Here is a 16018-nt window from a genome sequence, read left to right as displayed (position 1 = left end):
AATGAACAAGCCCTTGATGCCGGTCGAACAGGCCTTGGCACGTTTGCTGGAAATGGCTGAAGCAGCGCCAGTAACCGAGTCCGAAACAGTGCCATTGGCGCAAGCCCAAGGCCGTGTGCTGGCCCAGGACATGATTGCGACATTTGACCTTCCGCCTTGGCCTAACAGCGCCATGGACGGTTATGCGTTGCGTCTGGCGGACTGGAAAGGCGAGCCACTGGTGGTCAGCCAGCGGATTTTTGCCGGGCAGGCACCGGAGCCATTGGCCGCTGGTACCTGTGCACGAATCTTCACGGGGGCTCCGGTCCCCGCGGGGGCTGATTGTGTCGAAATGCAGGAAAACGCTGAGGTCTTTCCCGATCAGCGCGTGGGTTTTACCGAACCTCTGCAGACTGATCAGAACATTCGTCCACAGGGCCAGGAAACCCGAACAGGCGACAAGGTGCTCGCCGCCGGTACACGCCTTGGCCCGATCGAGCTTGGGCTGGGGGCTTCATTGGGGCTGGCCGAGTTGCAAGTCGTCAGGCGCATACGGGTTGCCGTGCTTTCGACCGGCGATGAGCTGATCGAACCGGGGCAGCCGTTGGGGCCGGGGCAGATCTACAACAGCAACCGCGTGTTGCTATGCAGTTGGTTGAAAAGACTGGAGTGCGACGTGGTCGACGCCGGGATTCTGCCCGACGATCTGGAAAAGACGCGCACAGCGTTGGGCGCGCTCAGCGATGTGGATCTGATCCTGTCTACCGGCGGAGTTTCTGTGGGTGAGGCTGATTTTCTCGGACACGCATTACGTGAAGAGGGCGAGTTGTCGCTGTGGAAGCTTGCCATCAAGCCTGGAAAACCGCTGACATTCGGGTATTTTCGGGGCGTGCCGGTGATTGGCTTGCCAGGCAATCCCGCCTCGACGCTGGTGACCTTTGCTCTGCTGGCTCGTCCTTACCTGTTACGCCGTCAGGGTGTGGCCGACGTCACGCCTCTACAGTTTCCAGTACCGGCTGGTTTCGTCTGGACCAAGCCCGGTAATCGCCGTGAGTATTTGCGTGGCAGGCTGGAGCAAGGGCGTGCAGTGTTTTACAAAAACCAGAGCTCTGGCGTGTTGCGCAGTGCGGCCTGGGCCGATGGCCTGATCGAGGTGCGCGAGGGCAGCACAGTAGCAGAGGGGGAATGGGTCAACTTCATTCCTTTGAGTGAAGTGCTCGGTTGATTGGGTTTTTACCCATCCGCATGGTCTATCCGCGAGGCATGAGCTACCCTCAAAAGCGCTGACAAGTTGGGCATTCGAATTTCGCCCTGGAGTTTTGTTATGCCGTCTTTGAGAGTGGCTTGTGTCATCCCGACCTATAACGGGCGAAACGATTTACAGCGGTTACTGGATTCTCTGGCAACTCAGACAGCCGTTTTTGACACGCTGATTGTCGATTCCAGTTCCCGTGATGGAACCCTTGAGTTGGCGCGTTCGCGTTGCGCCAATGTGATCCGTGTCGACAGCAAGGATTTCAACCACGGCGGCACACGGCAAATGATGGTTGAGTTCAATCCCGATTATGACGTCTATGTCTATATGACTCAGGATGCCTACGTCGAGGACGTCGAGGCCATTGCCAATATTTTGCTGCCTTTCGCTGACCCTAAGGTGGGGGCTGTCTGCGGGCGTCAGTTGCCTCACAAAGATGCCAGCTTGCTCGCGCAGCATGCGCGCCTGTTCAACTATCCGCCGGTCTCACAGATCAAGACTCTGGAAGATGCTCCGGTGCTGGGGATCAAAACCCCGTTCATGTCCAACTCGTTTGCGGCCTATCGCCGCGAAGCCTTGCTGGATGTCGGTGGTTTTCCGCCGCATGTGATCCTCTCTGAAGACATGTACGTTACCGCCAAAATGCTTCTGGCTGGCTGGAAGGTGGCCTACGAAGGCTCGGCGATGTGCCGTCACTCGCACAACTACACCGTGTGGGAAGAGTTTCGGCGCTATTTTGATATTGGCGTGTTCCAGTCTCGCGAGGCCTGGATCTACGACACCTTTGGTGGCGTGGCCGGGGAGGGGATGCGTTACGTCAAATCAGAGCTCAAGTTCCTTGGCCCTCGGCGCTTTCTGCTTTGGCCACTGTCGTTCATACGCAATGCTGCCAAGTTGATTGCTTACAAACTCAGCAAGCAGGAAAAGTGTCTGCCTAAAAGTCTGAAGAAGAAGCTTGGCATGCATGGGCGGTATTGGGATGGGCCGTATGCGTAAACCGATGCATCGGTGTTGTAGGGTTATTGAGGCGCGTTGAATCAGCGGCAATTGCTGCGCTGCTGATATTTGTTCCGTCCTAACGGACGGGCCCCTTTGTTACGGCAAAGGGGCGAGACCATTTTGCGCTGACGTCCGGCCCCCGCTGCGCGGCGGTTCCCTCCTTCCGGTGCCGTGGTGGGGCGACGCGCCGACGGGCCATCCATGGCCCAACGGCGCTCGCTCGGCATTCATGCCGAGCGCACCCCACCACGACACCTCCACTCGGCCTGCCGACGCTAATCTCGCGTCGTTGCGGACTGCGTGGCACGGCATGCAAAAGCTTTAAAAGCGATTGCATTCGCAATCAATCCTTCCCGGCTTCCTCTTCCTGCCGGTCTGCCTCAAACAACTGCGCCAGTTCTTTCCTGGCTTCGCGAGCGGTTTGCAGTACCTTTGCCGCATCGTCATACACCAGATGCTGCGCCGCCAGAACCTGTTCATCGTGACGTTTGAAGCGACTGATACGCGCATCGGCCTGGGTCTGGCTCAGGCCCAGACCTACCAGCGTACGTCGACTCATTTCCAGGCTGGAATAAAACGTTTCCCGAACGGCCTGCGCACCGACATCAAGCAGGCGATGCACGTGCTGTCTGTTACGGGCACGAGCGATGATCTTGATGTTCGGATACAGCTTGTTGACCAGTTCGGCCGTCTTGATATTGATGTCGGGATCATCAGTCGCAATGATGAAAAACTCGGCCTGTTCGACTTTTGCCGCGCGAAGGATTTCCGGGCGCAACGGGTCTCCATAGAACACTGGAACATTGCCGAAGCTGCGGGAAAATTCGATGGACTCCACTGCCGTATCCAGCGCAACGAAGGGGATATTCTGCGCACGTAGAATCCGCGCCACGATTTGCCCCATACGGCCCATGCCCGCAATGACTACCCGAGGTGAGTCGGTGTTGATATCCCGGTATTCGTCCGGCACTTCCACGGTAACCGGCTTGGGTTTGAGCCAGTGCGCAATTCCCAGCAGCAACAGTGGGGTCAACGCCATGGACAAGGTGATGGTCAGCACCAGCGTGTCGTATAGACGGGCATCAAAAAGGCCCTGATCACTGCCAATCTGAAACACCACAAAGGCGAACTCACCGCCCGCGGCGAGCACGATGCCCAGTCGTAAAGCGCTTTGTTTACCCAGCCCACCTGCCAGACGGCCAACAACAAACAGCAGTGGCAGTTTGATGAAAATCAGCAGCAGCGTCAGCCCCAGCACAACAAGCGGCTCGCTGAGCAGCAGGCTCAGGTTGGCGCCCATGCCCACGCTCATGAAAAACAGCCCGAGCAGCAGCCCTTTGAAGGGTTCGATCTGTGACTCCAACTCGTGACGGTACTCGGAGTCGGCCAGCAGCAGCCCGGCGAGGAAAGCGCCCAGCGCCATGGACACGCCCACCAGATCCATTAGCCACGCGGTACCGATGACCACCAGCAATGCGGTCGCCGTGGACACCTCCTGGATTTTTGTCTTGGCCACGATACGGAATACCGGCCGCAGCAGGTAACGACCACCTACCACCACAATCGCAATGACGCCTAGTACTTCGAGGCCGTGAGTCAGGCCATCACTGGCGCTGAGCTTGTCATCGGTACCCGCGAGCAGCGGCACCATGGCAATCAGTGGAATGGCCGCGATGTCCTGAAACAGCAGAATGGCAAACGCCAGTCGACCGTGAGGGCTATTGAGTTCCTTGCGTTCGGCCAGGCTCTGCAGGCCGAAGGCTGTGGAAGACAGCGCCAGCCCCAGGCCCAGCACAACGGCAGTATTCAGTGGCTGACCGAAGGCGAGCAGGGCAATGGCGCCGATGACCAGTCCCGTCAACAGCACCTGCGCCATGCCGACGCCGAATACTGCTTTACGCATCACCCACAGGCGTTTTGGCGAAAGTTCGAGGCCGATGATAAACAACAGCAGTACGACGCCCAGTTCAGAGATGTGGCTGACGCTCTCTGGATTGCCGATCAGCCCCAGTACTGAAGGGCCGATGATTACGCCGGCGAACAGATAGCCGATAACGGCCCCCAGTTGCAGCCGCTTGGCCAGTGGAACGGTCAAAACCGCGGCAAACAGAAACACGACTGCGGCCTGCAACAGGCTGCCTTCATGGGGCATGGTTGACTCCTTGCTAATCACGAAAAGGCCGCATGAGCGGCCTTGAATAGAGGCTATTAAACCATGCGAATTGTAACCAGCGTTGTCCGGATGTGCTCTGGCGTGGGGATCTGTCAGGTGTGGGAGGCGAATTGGCTGTAGGGCCAGTGCATGAAGGATGCCGGTGTCAGGCTTGGCACATCAGCGTAAGATGGGCGCGCATTTGTGCGCAACGAGTGCAGTCCATGAAGATTTCAGGAACCTTGTAATGACCAATAAACAACGTTTGATTTATTCGCTGCTGATTGCCCTGGCGGTACTGGCGATCATGCTGGGTCTGTCTCGTTTGCAGGCCAGCGGTGTCATCACCGAGCAGACATTCCAGTACATCGCCATCGCCGTTGCCGTACTGGTTGTGGTTATCAACGGTGTGATACGCCGCAAGGTCAAACGCTGAGCGCTTGCGGTTCAGTTCAAACCGGGCAGTTACTGTGCCGACTTGTCCGGTTCGTTGAGCTGCTCCATCGCCTGAGGATGCAGGCTGTAGCTCTTGTCCGGATTGAGAAAAATAACGCCTTCGTCGCACAGGCGTTTCAATACTTCCCGCACGCTCAGAAATGACAGCGGGATATCCAGCTTCAGCAATTGGCTGTGTACGCCACGAACGCCCAGAGGTTGCCCTTCGCTGGTGGCGTGCAGCAGCGCATCCAGGACCTTCAGGCGGACCAGACTGGTCCGCAGACCAAAGCTTTTCAGCAGCTTCCTGATGGGTTCATTGCCCTGACGCTCTGTATCGATCGCTGGCGCCTGGGCCTGCGCTGCAATGGCTGACTGGCGCAGCATCGTTCGGGTGGTGGTGGCTTGACGATTAAACATGCGCAAATTCCTTTTCAGGCTCTAAAAATACTTGCCTCACTTACTAAGACGTATGAGCGCTGAAAATCCTCAACATTTTCCGAAAAAAAGTTTACCGATCATCGTTTCAAGCCTCTCTCAGTGAGCCGTTAATCCTTAAATTTTTCTGATGTTCTTCGTCTTTAACTGAGCGACAGCCCGTCAAGGCTGTGCCTGTCCACAAGCCAGCCATCAGGAGTCAGAGTGATCATTTTCAAGCGCGTGCCGACGTTGTGTATTTGCGGATTGTTGTTTGGCCTGAGTCTCAGTGCTCATGCGCAGTTACCTGTGGGTCAGGCTGGCGCAGAGATTCGTCGGACGACGTTCGGGGTGCCGCATATCCGCGCGCAAAACGAGCGCGGTCTTGGCTACGGAATTGGTTACGCCTACGCGCAGGACAACCTCTGCCTGCTGGCCAATGAAGTGGTCACGGTAAACGGCGAGCGCTCGCGTTACTTTGGTCCCGAGAAGCAGACCACCGAGCAGCGCAATAACATGGCCAGCGATGTGTTCTTCAACTGGCTGAATACGCCTCAGGCTGTGGCCGCATTCTGGAAGGCCCAGACGCCAGAGGTCCGGCAATTGGTCGAGGGGTATGTCGCGGGGTATAACCGGTTTCTGACGGAGACGCGACAAGCCGGTAATCAGGGCGAATGCTTGCAGGCGCAGTGGCTGCGTCCGATCACCACCGACGATCAGGTCAAGCTGACCCGTCGCCTTCTGGTAGAAGGCGGCGTAGGGCGTTTTGCCGAAGCCCTTGCTGCCGCCGCACCGCCCGCTGCTAGCGTCGCCAGTCACTCAATGGATTCGACGTCGTTCGCCAGTGCTCTCGCCCATGATCAGGACTTTGCTCTTGAGAGGGGGAGTAATGCTGTGGCGATTGGTCGTGACCGATCTGAAAATGGCCGGGGGATGCTATTGGCCAACCCGCATTTCCCGTGGGTGGGCGGCATGCGTTTTTATCAGATGCACCTGACCATACCCGGCAAGCTCGATGTCATGGGGGCCGCGCTGCCGGGGTTGCCGTTGATCAATATCGGCTTCAGCCAGCACCTGGCCTGGACCCATACGGTGGACACCTCCAAACACTTCACCTTATATCGGCTCAAGCTTGATCCAAAGGACCCCACTCGTTATCTGGTTGACGGGCAATCGCGCCCGCTGCAAAAGACCCGTGTCAGCGTCATGCTGAGCAACAAGGATGGCAAGCCGCAGCAGCAAACCCGTGAGGTTTATCAGTCCGAGTTTGGCCCCGTGGTGCAGTGGCCGGGCAAGCTGGACTGGAACCGTGAATATGCCTATAGCTTGCGCGACGCAAACCTTGGCAATGATCGGGTCATGCAGCAGTGGTATGTGATGAATCAGTCCAGAAACCTTGCAGAGCTGAAAAACGCGTTGCAGAAAATTCAGGGCATCCCTTGGGTCAATACGTTAGCCGTAGACGATCAGGGGCAGACGCTATACACCAATTTTTCGGTTGTCCCGAATGTCAGCAGCCAAAAGCTGGCGCAATGCAGCGATCCTTCTGCTGGTCTGGAGATGATCGTGCTGGATGGCTCGCGCAAGGCCTGCGCCTGGGAAAACGATACGTCAGCTGCGCAGCCCGGGATCTTCCCAAGCTCAGCGTTGCCAATGTTAAGCCGTAGCGATTATCTGCAGAACTCCAATGATTCGGCGTGGATGACCAACCCGGCGCAGCCATTGACGGGCTTTTCGCCACTGATCAGCCGTGATGCCCAGCCGCTTGGGCCGCGTACACGTTTCGCCGTAGATCGGCTCGGCAGCCTGCAGCAGGCTGGCAAGGTTACCATCGCGGACCTGCAGGCCATGGTCATGGATAACCGGGTGTATCTCGCCGAGGCCGGTGGAGTGCTGGATGACCTGCTGCAGTACTGTGCTGGTTACTCCGGACCTGACGCTGCAACGGTCAAAAGTGTTTGCACGAGCATGCGTCAGTGGGATCGCAGTGCCAATCTGGATGCAGGCGTGGGGTTCGTGCATTTTCAAAACATCGCCAAGGCGCTGCAGGCTGTTCCAAATGCCTGGCGTATTGCCTTTGACCCGGCCAATCCGGTCCACACACCTCGCGGTCTGGATTTGCGCCAGGCCGGTGTAGCAGAGGCGCTGCATGCAGCGGTGCTGGCGTCGGCGGAACAGCTGAGTAAAGCTGGTGTGACCGAAGAAACTCACTGGGGCGATATTCAAGTCTCGACTGCGGGCCAGCAGCAGACGCCAATCCACGGTGGTCCGGCTGTTCTGGGCGTCTACAACGCGATGCAGACCGTGCCGCGTCCTGATGGCAAGCGTGAAGTCGTCAGTGGCAGCAGCTATTTGCAAGTGGTGAGTTTTGACGAGCACGGTCCTCTGGCTCAGGGCTTGCTGGCGCCGTCGGAGTCAACCCGTGATACATCGCCGCATCGTCGGGATCAGACCGAGGCGTTCTCTAAAAAACAATGGGGTGTGTTGCCATTCACCGAGCAGCAGATCACGGCAGACCCTGCTTATCGGTTGCAAGTGATCAAGGAAGGGCAGAAGTAATCTCAGGGGGGGGAATATCAGGCTGGTTCGGATCTGTTTAGATCGCGTCCAGCCTTATCGTCGGAATGCCGCCCAGACCAGACTCAGTTCCCATAGGGAGCTGCTCCTGTTTCAGGGGATCGTCAGGCTAGCCCCTCGGCGTGACACCAGGTCGTCTGTTGATGACCTGATTGCCTTCGTTGTTTCGGGTCACTGTCACGGGTAAGACCTTGGGCAGCGACGCCACCAGACCGACCATATCCTGCGTGTTGTAACTGCCGCCGATGCGGATCGCGCCAGTGGCATTGTCAGCGAGCAAAACCGGTTGTGGCAGATAGCGGTTGATCAGTGGCAGCGCCTGCGCCAAGGGCAGGTTATTGATCACCAGCTTGCCGTTGCGCCAGGCCAGAATGTTGTCATTGGCGTAGGTTTCGCTGATCTGCGGCTCGAAGTCGCCACTCTTGTAGCTCGCCTGCATGCCGGGTTCAAGGCGATACCCGCTACCCGGTTGGGAGCTGTCACTGACCACTTGCACTGACCCTTCCAGCAGCATCACCCGGACCTGATCCTGATACATCCAGACGTTGAATTTGGTGCCGGTGACCTTGACGCTGCCTTGGCCCGCTTTCACCACGAACGGATGCTGGGCATCGTGGCTGACCTCGAAGAACGCCTCGCCCTTGTCCAGCACTACACTGCGTCGATCCTTGTAGTTGGCGAAAGTCAGACGGGTTCCCAGGTTCAGTTCCACACGGCTACCGTCTGCCATGGTGACCAGACGTGTACTGCCGTTGGCTTCATAACTGTCATAAGCATTCGGCAGCCAGCCCTGATTCCAGCCTATGTAACCTGCCACTGGCACGGCGAGCGCAACGATGGCGGCTGCGACGGCATAATTACGCCAGGTTTTGCCGGGCGCTTTGGCTGCCGGGTTACTGCGTAATCGCACGCCATTGTTGTCGGCAGGCAATGGATTGACCGGCACCACCTGCTCGGAGATATCCCAGATTTCCAGCATCGCTTCATATTCAACGGTATGCAGCGGATGCGCATGTAGCCATTGTTCAAACGCCTGGCGCTCGTCTGCCGTGCAATCACTGGCGTGCATGCGCATGCACCAATGTGCTGCGGCATCGGTGATGGCATCGTATTCGGCTTCGCTGAGAATTGGGTCGCTCATTGGTACTCCGGCTGTAGGAGTATTCTACATGCGCGTGGGAGCGGGGGAGAACAGTTGTGGCTATTGAATATCAAAGCATCAGCCTATTTTTTTGGTAATAGCGGTCGATTCGCGTTAACGCATTGTTTAAGCACTCCTGTTAAGTGCTCAGCGGTATTAAACTGCCGGTTTTCATATATAACCTCTCACGGAGCCATGGATGAACGTGCGTATCGAACACACCTCCAGTCCCACTGAAGAAGAAGTATCGGCAATTCTAACGCCCTTGCGCGCCTATAACGTCGCCAAGGCAGGCCAGTCCGGGGCGGAGAAGTTCGCACTGCTGGTCAAGGATGAACAAGGCGACGAGGTTCTCGGCGGGTTGAAGGGCAGCATTTTTTATAGCTGGATGTTCATCGAGTTGCTGGTAGTGCCGGAACAAGCCCGGGGGCAGGGGCTTGGCGTGCGTCTTATGGCAATGGCTGAAGACCTGGCGCGTGAGAAAAACTGCACAGGTATATGGCTCGATACGTTCGATTTTCAGGCGCCTGATTTTTACAGAAGCCTCGGTTATAACGAGTGCGGTCAAATTAACGATTATCCACCCGGGCATCGACGTTACTTTTTTCAGAAGCGTCTGGATCAAACTGATGGTGTAGATTTACCTCTTCAAGGGTGAGCGTTAACCTCGACAATCGTCACGACACTCTTCCTGTTGTTAACGCTGACCGCTGGAGTCTTCAATGTCTGCACCCCGTGACAACCAGACGCATACCCTTGGCTTCACCGAGTTAACCGAGGTACTGCGGCAGATATTTGTGCGCCATGGCAGTTCGGAGGAAGTGGCTAAGGTGTTGTCGAAAAACTGCGCAAGTGCCCAGCGCGACGGCTCTCACAGCCACGGCATTTTTCGCATTCCCGGTTATTTGTCATCACTGGCCAGTGGCTGGGTCGATGGTAAGGCGGTGCCGGTAGTCGAAGACGTAGCGGCTGGGTTTATCCGCGTGGATGCGGCCAATGGTTTTGCGCAGCCAGCGTTGGCGGCTGCCACGCCATTGCTGATCGAAAAGGTAAAAAGTGCCGGTATCGCGATCCTGGCCATTCGTAGCTCTCACCACTTTGCTGCGTTATGGCCCGATGTAGAGCCTTTTGCCGAACAGGGGCTGGTTGCGCTGAGCGTGGTCAATAGCATGACTTGTGTGGTGCCCCATGGCGCACAGAAACCTCTGTTTGGCACTAATCCGATAGCCTTTGCTGCGCCTCGCGCAGGCGGGGAGCCGATTGTTTTTGATCTGGCGACCAGCGCCATTGCCAACGGCGACGTGCAGATTGCTGCCCGAGCGGGTCGCACCTTGCCTGCCGGAATGGGCGTTGACCGCGCCGGGCAACCTACTCAAGACCCCAAAGCAATCCTGGAGGGCGGGGCGCTTCTGCCGTTCGGAGGCTATAAGGGATCTGCACTGTCGATGATGGTTGAGTTGCTTGCAGCTGCGCTCACCGGCGGCAATTTCTCGTTCGAATTCGATTGGTCCGGACACCCGGGCGCGCAAACCCCCTGGACCGGGCAGTTGCTGATTGTGATAGACCCGGATAAAGGCAGCGGCCAACACTTCGCAATGCGTAGCGAGGAGCTGGTCAGGCAGATGCAAGGTGTGGGGCAGGAGCGCATGCCGGGTGATCGGCGATATCTGGAACGGGCAAAATCGCTTGCGGGCGGCATCGAGATTTCGCTCGCGGAGTGGGAAAACCTGCAAGCACTCGCCGCTGTGTAGGCGTTCAGCCCAAAAACGGACGGGGCGACTGATCGGCAGCATCGCCGTTCGTCGTCCTTTGGCTTGCGTTATGACGCTGATCCAAATACTGTATGTTTAAACAGTAATTTGAAAGAGGCGGTCGCCATGTCCCTTGAATGCGTTGCAAATACTTCAACTGATCACATATCCATCATCGCTGGCATGGATGAAATGCAGCGCGAGGATTTTCTGGCCCTGGCGGCGGCGCTTCGTCAGTTCAACGTCTACGAGCCTCTGGTATCCATGGCTATCGTCAACGCCCGGCACCCGGTTGAATGTCATAGTCGGCTGGCGGCTGACTGACTTCAGTGTCTGCAGGTGCATCCTGCTCAGTTTCAGCTATTTCGGCCGAGCGGGCATGACGACTCTTCCCGCTGCGTATCAAGCGCAACGCCAGCAGTGTGCCGAACAGCGAAACCACGCACCAGCCCAGCAGGAAATTCACCACGCTTGATTCTCCAGACCGCGACTGATGCAAAGCATAGGCGCGAATGATTGAGCTTTTTTCAACCTGATGGAAGTGGCTCTTGAGCTTTATACCACTGTGGCGACGAATGATGAGATTCGCCAGGTGTCGTGATCGAGGCTGGCAGAGAGTCAGGTAGCTCACCTGTACTTGATTGGCTGTATATGAAACGTATATGCTTCATATATTCCATTCGAGGTGAATTATGGGTCTGGTCAAGATTTCCGAACATATGCACGCCAATATTCGCGCGGCAAGTGCCGCGCTGAGCCGTTCGATCAATGCTCAGGCTGAGCACTGGATGCGTGTCGGCATGCTTAGCGAGTTGCACCCGGCGCTGAACTACAGCGAGATTTGCCAGATGTTGATCCGTACTGAAAATGCCGATGGCATTGTTTTGAGTGCGCAGACCTTCGATATCTCGCCTGTTCAGTCCCAGCCACAGGTAGCTTCTCGATGAGCGGCCCTGTCAGCATCAAAAGTGAAGCAGATCTGGTTCAGTTGCGAATCGCCGGCAGGTTGGCTGCTGACGTGCTGGCCATGATCACGCCGCATGTAAAAGCAGGCATCAGTACCGAGGCGCTGGACGATATCTGTAATGAGTACATCGTCAAAGAGCTGAAAGTGATTCCTGCCAATGTTGGCTATCACGGGTTTACCAAAACGACCTGCATCTCACCCAACGCAGTGGTATGCCACGGTATACCGTCGGCGTCAGACATTCTCAAGGATGGCGACATCATCAATATTGATGTCGCTGTTATCAAAGACGGTTGGTATGGCGATACCAGCCGGATGTATTTCGTGGGCGAGGTCAGCCCGCTGGCAAAGCGTCTGGTACATACCACCTATGAAGCTACCCGTGCGGGCATTCACGCGGTGCGTCCAGGCGCAACGCTGGGTGATATCGGGCATGCCATCCAGACGGTTGCGCATCGCGAAGGTTTCAGTGTCGTTCGTGAGTATTGCGGGCACGGGATTGGACGTAATTATCACGAAGATCCTCAAGTCCTGCATTACGGCGCTCAGGGCAAGGGGATGAGACTCAAACCAGGCATGGTGTTCACCATCGAGCCCATGATCAACGCAGGCAAGCCAGGCACCAAAGTCCTGCCGGACGGCTGGACAGTCCTGACCAGGGACTTGTCGTTGTCTGCCCAGTGGGAACATATGGTCGCGGTGACCGAGACGGGGTTTGAGCTGTTGACTCCATGGCCGGAAGGTACGGGCGAATACCCGGAAATCTGACGTAAAAAAGCCCGACCTGAAGCAGGTCGGGCTAGATGTACTGCTTACGCGTCGTAGGCCTTTGCCGCAACAACTCCAGCAGAGCTGAGCTTGATCGGGTAATGCAACGAGCGACCCGCTTTGCCCGTCGAATCAACACTGCCATCATGGATAAGGCCGTCTTTCTGCAAATGCTCCAAGGTGTCCGCGACTGCGTTCTCCCCCCGATAGTTGTCCAGCACTTCTTTGCCCAAGCCTGTGGGGTGGGCGTGCAGTAGTCGGGTCAGGACTTCTTTTTCAAGGTCTTTATCGATGGTCATGCTTACCTCGCGTTGCTGGTTTGATGAGCGCTGCTTGATAAGTGGGACCGCCTCGAAATCGTTTTGTTTAGACTTTCTCTTCCTTGCGTGTTTTTTTCCAGTGCACCTGGGTTACGCCCAGTATCTCTGCCTGAAGAAGCGCCGGTCTGATCGGTCCTGTAGCAACACTGTCGTCTAGCTGCCAGACGCCCGCGTGCAGCGTTGCAATATGCAGCGCATCGCTTTCGCAGAGCTGTAGTGCCTGATGAGAAAAGTGCCGAGGTTCGCCGCGAAACTGATAATGAATTTCAAAATCCGTCTGATCGTTCATCATTGCCCCTGCCTGTGGGATGTCGAGATACATCTCTGAAAATGCGTACTTCCTGGTACCTGGAAGCTTGAGCCGAGGAGGCTCAACAGCGTGCTACCAGTTCATTTAGAGATCGATACAGGCTTGCAAAGAACTTCAAGCGGCCATGAATCGTACTACTGCTCCAGATGTCCTTTTGTCTGAAAAAGGGAAGACGAGAATTACACTGATTTAGACATATTTGTACACATCTCCGATGAGCGGTGATGTGTTTTTTCACGTGGCTCAAGGGGCTCTGGACAAGCCCCTCAACGCCCTTCGTGATTGTCGTTTAGCCGCAGCTTTTCAGGTCCACCGGGCCCACGAACTCATTGCCTCGACCCATCACGCAGGCGACTCGCTGATTGCGCTGGCGCTCCCAGCTTTCGACGGGATAAGTCTTGTTCCAGGCCTGGTATAACTGCTGATCCTGACGTGACAAACGCAGGTTGTACTGCTTGCTCATATAGAAGTAAGTGCGCGCGATCATGCCGCGAATGGAAGGCCGTGGCATGACCTTCTTGGCCTTGAAATCAACCTGCGTCAAGCAGGAACCGTACTGACCGGTCTGGGTTGGAAGCCAGCCAAAACTGAAGTTGTTTCGGTCGCCATTGACCTCGCCAATACTAGGCACCAAGTTGTGCAGGTCGGCTTCGGCTTGCTGAAAAACCTTGTCGTTTTTCGTGCAATTCTTGCGTCCACCGTTCTGCCAGCACTGGCGCAGGTGGCCGATCTGCCATGCGGGGACGATATGTTCCCACTCAATACGTTTGGCCCGAGTCGCGTTTTTGCGTGGAACGTAACCGCAGCCAGCGATATCGACTTTATTACCGCTGTATTTACAGCCACAGTAAAACTCGGTGGACTGAGCCGAATAGAGACCCCAGGCAACCTTTTTCGCCTGGCTGAACGTATGGGGCGCTTCGGCAGTGGCAGTGAGTGAAGTGGTGAGGAGCAGTGTCGTACAAAGCAGGGTAAAAAATCGCACAATCATGCCGTCAATCTTCCTTCGGCACTGTCCAGAAAATTTGCACGCCGCCATCATCCCGATAGGCGAGGGTTACGTTGTCGTTTTCCGCGATCTCTTCAAGCAACTGATTCCATTCGTCTTCAACTTCGTCCGGCAGGCGGAATATCAATGCTGCTTTGGCTTTTTGCGCCGTCGGCGAATTGATGATCTTTTGCACTCGCACGCCTAGACGTTCGTAAGAGTTGGGGAGGGATTGAGTTGCTGCGCCTGGATTTGCCACGGAAAGGTTCCTTGGGTTGCTGTACGGGCATACAGTATTTCACTGTGGGCCGTTTTTCAACTCTGCTGTAGGAACAAATTCTTGGGTTTGTGTGATTGCGCATAGTCTGGCGGTCGCCGCTGGGCATTCAATCCTCAAGAAAAATCTGAACAGGCCGATTGCTGGAGCAGGACTCGATTTTTCAGGATGACGGTAATGACTATTTCCGCGCTTGGTTTCTCAGCATCTACATTCAGTGTCAATGCAAGCTCCGCAGCAAGCGCAGAAGCCTTGTCAGAAGGCGAGAAGAAGGTCGATAGCATCGCCCTCGGGGATCAACAGGTCAGCGGCGATATCTCCGATCATCTGAGTGCATCGGCAAAACAGATGCTCAAGCGTCTGGCCGAACTGCAATCGCAGTTGCGTGATCTGCGAAGTAAAATGCGAGCCGCGGAAAATGCCTCCTATTCAAATCTCGCCGCCCGGAACGCGGTTGTGGCGAGCTTTCAAAATCAGATATCAGCCATCACCGGGACCATATTGCTAATGTCCGGTTCGCTGTTCAAAGAACTGGATAGAAGCGGTGGTTTGAACATCACCGTATAAATCCCGCCTCGATTTTTAGCATTGCCGGGCGTTGACAATCCCTTCGCCGGTTCTCATAGTTCGTATCTCGCAAACGTTTGCGCCATGGTCCGTGACCAGGGTCGTCAAGTGTTGCCCGACACAATAATCATAAGATCGGAGTGTACCTATGAAGCTGCCATTTGCTGGACGCGTTCTTGCCGTCGCTATGCTCGCTGCTGTTGCCGCTACTACCTCTCTCCCGGCTTTATCGGCTGAGTCTTCGGACAAGCCCAAAGTCGCGCTGGTCATGAAGTCCCTTGCCAATGAATTCTTCCGCACCATGGAAGATGGCGCCAAGGCTTATCAGAAAGAAAACGCCGACAAGTTTGACCTGATTTCCAATGGCATCAAGGACGAGTCGGACACGTCCAATCAGATTCGCATCGTCGAGCAGATGATCGTTTCCAAGGTCAACGCGCTGGTTATTGCCCCGGCAGATTCCAAAGCGTTGGTGCCGGTCATCAAGAAGGCCATGGATGCGGGTATTACCGTAGTGAACATCGACAACCAGCTTGATGCCGATGTGCTGAAAAGCAAGGGTATCAGTGTTCCGTTTGTGGGCCCTGACAACCGCAAGGGAGCAAAGCTGGTGGGTGAATACCTGGCCCGCGACCTGAATCCGGGTGACGAAGTCGGGATTATTGAAGGTGTTCCGACTACCACCAATGCTCAACAGCGCACAGCTGGATTCAAGGATGCCATGGACGCCAGGCAGATGAAGATCGTTTCGGTGCAGTCAGGCAACTGGGAGATCGACAAGGGCAACGCGGTTGCCTCAGCCATGCTTAATGCGCATCCGAATCTCAAAGCCCTGCTGGCCGGGAATGACAGCATGGCACTGGGCGCTGTGTCTGCCGTTCGTGCAGCAGGCAAGGCGGGGCAGGTCAAAGTGGTTGGCTACGACAACATCAAGGCTATTCAACCTATGATCGAAGACGGCCGCGTGCTGGCTACCGCCGATCAATTCGCCGCCAGGCAAGCCATGTTCGGCATCGACGCAGCCCTGAAAATTCTCAAGGGTGAAAAGGTCGAGACTGTTAATGGCGTCATCGAAACGCCGGTGACTCTGATCACCAAATCCAAACCGTAACCCC

General features: G+C 56.1%; 19 protein-coding genes. 11 read left to right on the top strand and 8 right to left on the bottom strand.

Annotated features, from left to right (window positions below; translation table 11 throughout):
* The first annotated feature begins 1 nt into the window (after window position 1).
* A complete protein-coding gene (locus ACYASS_RS19880; RefSeq protein WP_463587381.1) occupies window positions 2-1204 on the top strand; it encodes a molybdopterin molybdotransferase MoeA in 1203 nt (400 codons plus the stop codon).
* A gap of 99 nt (window positions 1205-1303) precedes the next feature.
* The gene (locus ACYASS_RS19875; RefSeq protein WP_463587380.1) at window positions 1304-2230 is read left to right on the top strand and encodes a glycosyltransferase family 2 protein; all 927 of its coding nucleotides are present in this window, start codon (window positions 1304-1306) and stop codon (window positions 2228-2230) included.
* Window positions 2231-2576: 346 nt separating this feature from the next.
* Here ACYASS_RS19875 and ACYASS_RS19870 read toward each other — a convergent pair whose 3' ends face one another.
* Complete coding sequence (locus ACYASS_RS19870) at window positions 2577-4385, bottom strand: monovalent cation:proton antiporter-2 (CPA2) family protein (RefSeq protein WP_243247300.1); 1809 nt, start codon at window positions 4383-4385, stop codon at window positions 2577-2579.
* Between the two features lie 247 nt (window positions 4386-4632).
* On the opposite strand from ACYASS_RS19870, the gene ACYASS_RS19865 reads away from it, so the two are divergent.
* Complete coding sequence (locus ACYASS_RS19865; protein WP_122664553.1) at window positions 4633-4821, top strand: hypothetical protein; 189 nt, start codon at window positions 4633-4635, stop codon at window positions 4819-4821.
* A gap of 29 nt (window positions 4822-4850) precedes the next feature.
* Here the strand turns inward: ACYASS_RS19865 and ACYASS_RS19860 are convergent, their stop codons facing one another.
* A complete protein-coding gene (locus ACYASS_RS19860; protein ID WP_243247302.1) occupies window positions 4851-5240 on the bottom strand; it encodes a Fe2+/Zn2+ uptake regulation protein in 390 nt (129 codons plus the stop codon).
* A gap of 222 nt (window positions 5241-5462) precedes the next feature.
* Between ACYASS_RS19860 and pvdQ the strand changes: the two genes are divergently transcribed.
* A complete protein-coding gene (gene pvdQ, locus ACYASS_RS19855; protein WP_463587379.1) occupies window positions 5463-7796 on the top strand; it encodes a bifunctional acylase PvdQ in 2334 nt (777 codons plus the stop codon).
* Between the two features lie 127 nt (window positions 7797-7923).
* Here the strand turns inward: pvdQ and ACYASS_RS19850 are convergent, their stop codons facing one another.
* On the bottom strand, window positions 7924-8955 hold the full coding sequence (locus tag ACYASS_RS19850; protein WP_463587378.1) for a FecR family protein: 1032 nt from the start codon (window positions 8953-8955) through the stop codon (window positions 7924-7926).
* A 199-nt stretch (window positions 8956-9154) separates the two neighbouring features.
* Here ACYASS_RS19850 and ACYASS_RS19845 point away from each other — a divergent pair, with 199 nt between their 5' ends.
* From ACYASS_RS19845 to ACYASS_RS19835, 3 genes are all read left to right on the top strand, one after another.
* On the top strand, window positions 9155-9613 hold the full coding sequence (locus tag ACYASS_RS19845) for a GNAT family N-acetyltransferase (RefSeq protein ID WP_463587377.1): 459 nt from the start codon (window positions 9155-9157) through the stop codon (window positions 9611-9613).
* 64 nt (window positions 9614-9677) lie between these two features.
* Window positions 9678-10706: an Ldh family oxidoreductase gene (locus ACYASS_RS19840; protein ID WP_463587376.1), complete on the top strand. Its 1029-nt coding sequence runs from the start codon at window positions 9678-9680 to the stop codon at window positions 10704-10706.
* 126 nt (window positions 10707-10832) lie between these two features.
* Window positions 10833-11030: a hypothetical protein gene (locus ACYASS_RS19835; protein WP_243247445.1), complete on the top strand. Its 198-nt coding sequence runs from the start codon at window positions 10833-10835 to the stop codon at window positions 11028-11030.
* On the opposite strand, the gene ACYASS_RS19830 is transcribed toward ACYASS_RS19835, so the two are convergent.
* A complete protein-coding gene (locus ACYASS_RS19830) occupies window positions 10981-11175 on the bottom strand; it encodes a hypothetical protein (RefSeq protein WP_463587375.1) in 195 nt (64 codons plus the stop codon). The two genes, ACYASS_RS19835 and ACYASS_RS19830, sit on opposite strands and share 50 nt — an antisense overlap.
* A 223-nt stretch (window positions 11176-11398) precedes the next feature.
* Here ACYASS_RS19830 and ACYASS_RS19825 point away from each other — a divergent pair, with 223 nt between their 5' ends.
* Together ACYASS_RS19825 and map are read left to right on the top strand one after the other, a co-directional pair.
* The gene (locus ACYASS_RS19825; RefSeq protein ID WP_243247308.1) at window positions 11399-11653 is read left to right on the top strand and encodes a ParD-like family protein; all 255 of its coding nucleotides are present in this window, start codon (window positions 11399-11401) and stop codon (window positions 11651-11653) included.
* Window positions 11650-12441 carry a type I methionyl aminopeptidase gene (gene map / locus ACYASS_RS19820; RefSeq protein ID WP_243247309.1) on the top strand — a complete coding sequence of 264 codons (792 nt, stop codon included), beginning with the start codon at window positions 11650-11652 and terminating at the stop codon, window positions 12439-12441. Before ACYASS_RS19825 ends, map begins: the two co-directional genes overlap by 4 nt.
* A 44-nt stretch (window positions 12442-12485) precedes the next feature.
* Here map and ACYASS_RS19815 read toward each other — a convergent pair whose 3' ends face one another.
* From ACYASS_RS19815 to ACYASS_RS19800, 4 genes are all read right to left on the bottom strand, one after another.
* The gene (locus ACYASS_RS19815) at window positions 12486-12740 is read right to left on the bottom strand and encodes a hypothetical protein (protein ID WP_243247310.1); all 255 of its coding nucleotides are present in this window, start codon (window positions 12738-12740) and stop codon (window positions 12486-12488) included.
* Between the two features lie 67 nt (window positions 12741-12807).
* Window positions 12808-13050: a DUF6555 family protein gene (locus ACYASS_RS19810; RefSeq protein ID WP_243247311.1), complete on the bottom strand. Its 243-nt coding sequence runs from the start codon at window positions 13048-13050 to the stop codon at window positions 12808-12810.
* 310 nt (window positions 13051-13360) lie between these two features.
* Entirely contained in the window at window positions 13361-14062 is a 702-nt protein-coding gene (locus ACYASS_RS19805; protein WP_463587374.1) for an endonuclease, read from the bottom strand.
* A 4-nt stretch (window positions 14063-14066) separates the two neighbouring features.
* Window positions 14067-14318 carry a DUF1654 domain-containing protein gene (locus ACYASS_RS19800; protein WP_422765423.1) on the bottom strand — a complete coding sequence of 84 codons (252 nt, stop codon included), beginning with the start codon at window positions 14316-14318 and terminating at the stop codon, window positions 14067-14069.
* 195 nt (window positions 14319-14513) lie between these two features.
* On the opposite strand from ACYASS_RS19800, the gene ACYASS_RS19795 reads away from it, so the two are divergent.
* Complete coding sequence (locus tag ACYASS_RS19795; protein WP_463587373.1) at window positions 14514-14903, top strand: hypothetical protein; 390 nt, start codon at window positions 14514-14516, stop codon at window positions 14901-14903.
* Window positions 14904-15051: 148 nt separating this feature from the next.
* Window positions 15052-16014 (top strand): sugar ABC transporter substrate-binding protein, encoded by a 963-nt coding sequence (locus ACYASS_RS19790; RefSeq protein ID WP_122664539.1) that lies wholly within the window; start codon window positions 15052-15054, stop codon window positions 16012-16014.
* Window positions 16015-16018 lie beyond the last annotated feature (4 nt).

The organism is Pseudomonas sp. HP_14 (assembly GCF_055283875.1).
Note: the sequence above shows the minus strand (reverse complement) of the source record. Positions and strands in the feature narration are given on the sequence as shown.

Excerpts from the sequence above, each read along its gene's own strand:
- ACYASS_RS19850 (WP_463587378.1), bottom strand. The coding sequence starts at position 8,955 with ATGAGCGACCCAATTCTCAGCGAAGCCGAATACGATGCCATCACCGAT.
- ACYASS_RS19860 (WP_243247302.1), bottom strand. The coding sequence starts at position 5,240 with ATGTTTAATCGTCAAGCCACCACCACCCGAACGATGCTGCGCCAGTCA.
- ACYASS_RS19810 (WP_243247311.1), bottom strand. The coding sequence starts at position 13,050 with ATGAACGATCAGACGGATTTTGAAATTCATTATCAGTTTCGCGGCGAA.
- ACYASS_RS19840 (WP_463587376.1), top strand. The coding sequence starts at position 9,678 with ATGTCTGCACCCCGTGACAACCAGACGCATACCCTTGGCTTCACCGAG.
- ACYASS_RS19795 (WP_463587373.1), top strand. The coding sequence starts at position 14,514 with ATGACTATTTCCGCGCTTGGTTTCTCAGCATCTACATTCAGTGTCAAT.
- ACYASS_RS19865 (WP_122664553.1), top strand. The coding sequence starts at position 4,633 with ATGACCAATAAACAACGTTTGATTTATTCGCTGCTGATTGCCCTGGCG.
- ACYASS_RS19825 (WP_243247308.1), top strand. The coding sequence starts at position 11,399 with ATGGGTCTGGTCAAGATTTCCGAACATATGCACGCCAATATTCGCGCG.
- ACYASS_RS19870 (WP_243247300.1), bottom strand. The coding sequence starts at position 4,385 with ATGCCCCATGAAGGCAGCCTGTTGCAGGCCGCAGTCGTGTTTCTGTTT.
- ACYASS_RS19875 (WP_463587380.1), top strand. The coding sequence starts at position 1,304 with ATGCCGTCTTTGAGAGTGGCTTGTGTCATCCCGACCTATAACGGGCGA.
- ACYASS_RS19880 (WP_463587381.1), top strand. The coding sequence starts at position 2 with ATGAACAAGCCCTTGATGCCGGTCGAACAGGCCTTGGCACGTTTGCTG.
- ACYASS_RS19815 (WP_243247310.1), bottom strand. The coding sequence starts at position 12,740 with ATGACCATCGATAAAGACCTTGAAAAAGAAGTCCTGACCCGACTACTG.
- ACYASS_RS19845 (WP_463587377.1), top strand. The coding sequence starts at position 9,155 with ATGAACGTGCGTATCGAACACACCTCCAGTCCCACTGAAGAAGAAGTA.
- ACYASS_RS19790 (WP_122664539.1), top strand. The coding sequence starts at position 15,052 with ATGAAGCTGCCATTTGCTGGACGCGTTCTTGCCGTCGCTATGCTCGCT.
- ACYASS_RS19805 (WP_463587374.1), bottom strand. The coding sequence starts at position 14,062 with ATGATTGTGCGATTTTTTACCCTGCTTTGTACGACACTGCTCCTCACC.
- ACYASS_RS19835 (WP_243247445.1), top strand. The coding sequence starts at position 10,833 with ATGTCCCTTGAATGCGTTGCAAATACTTCAACTGATCACATATCCATC.
- map (WP_243247309.1), top strand. The coding sequence starts at position 11,650 with ATGAGCGGCCCTGTCAGCATCAAAAGTGAAGCAGATCTGGTTCAGTTG.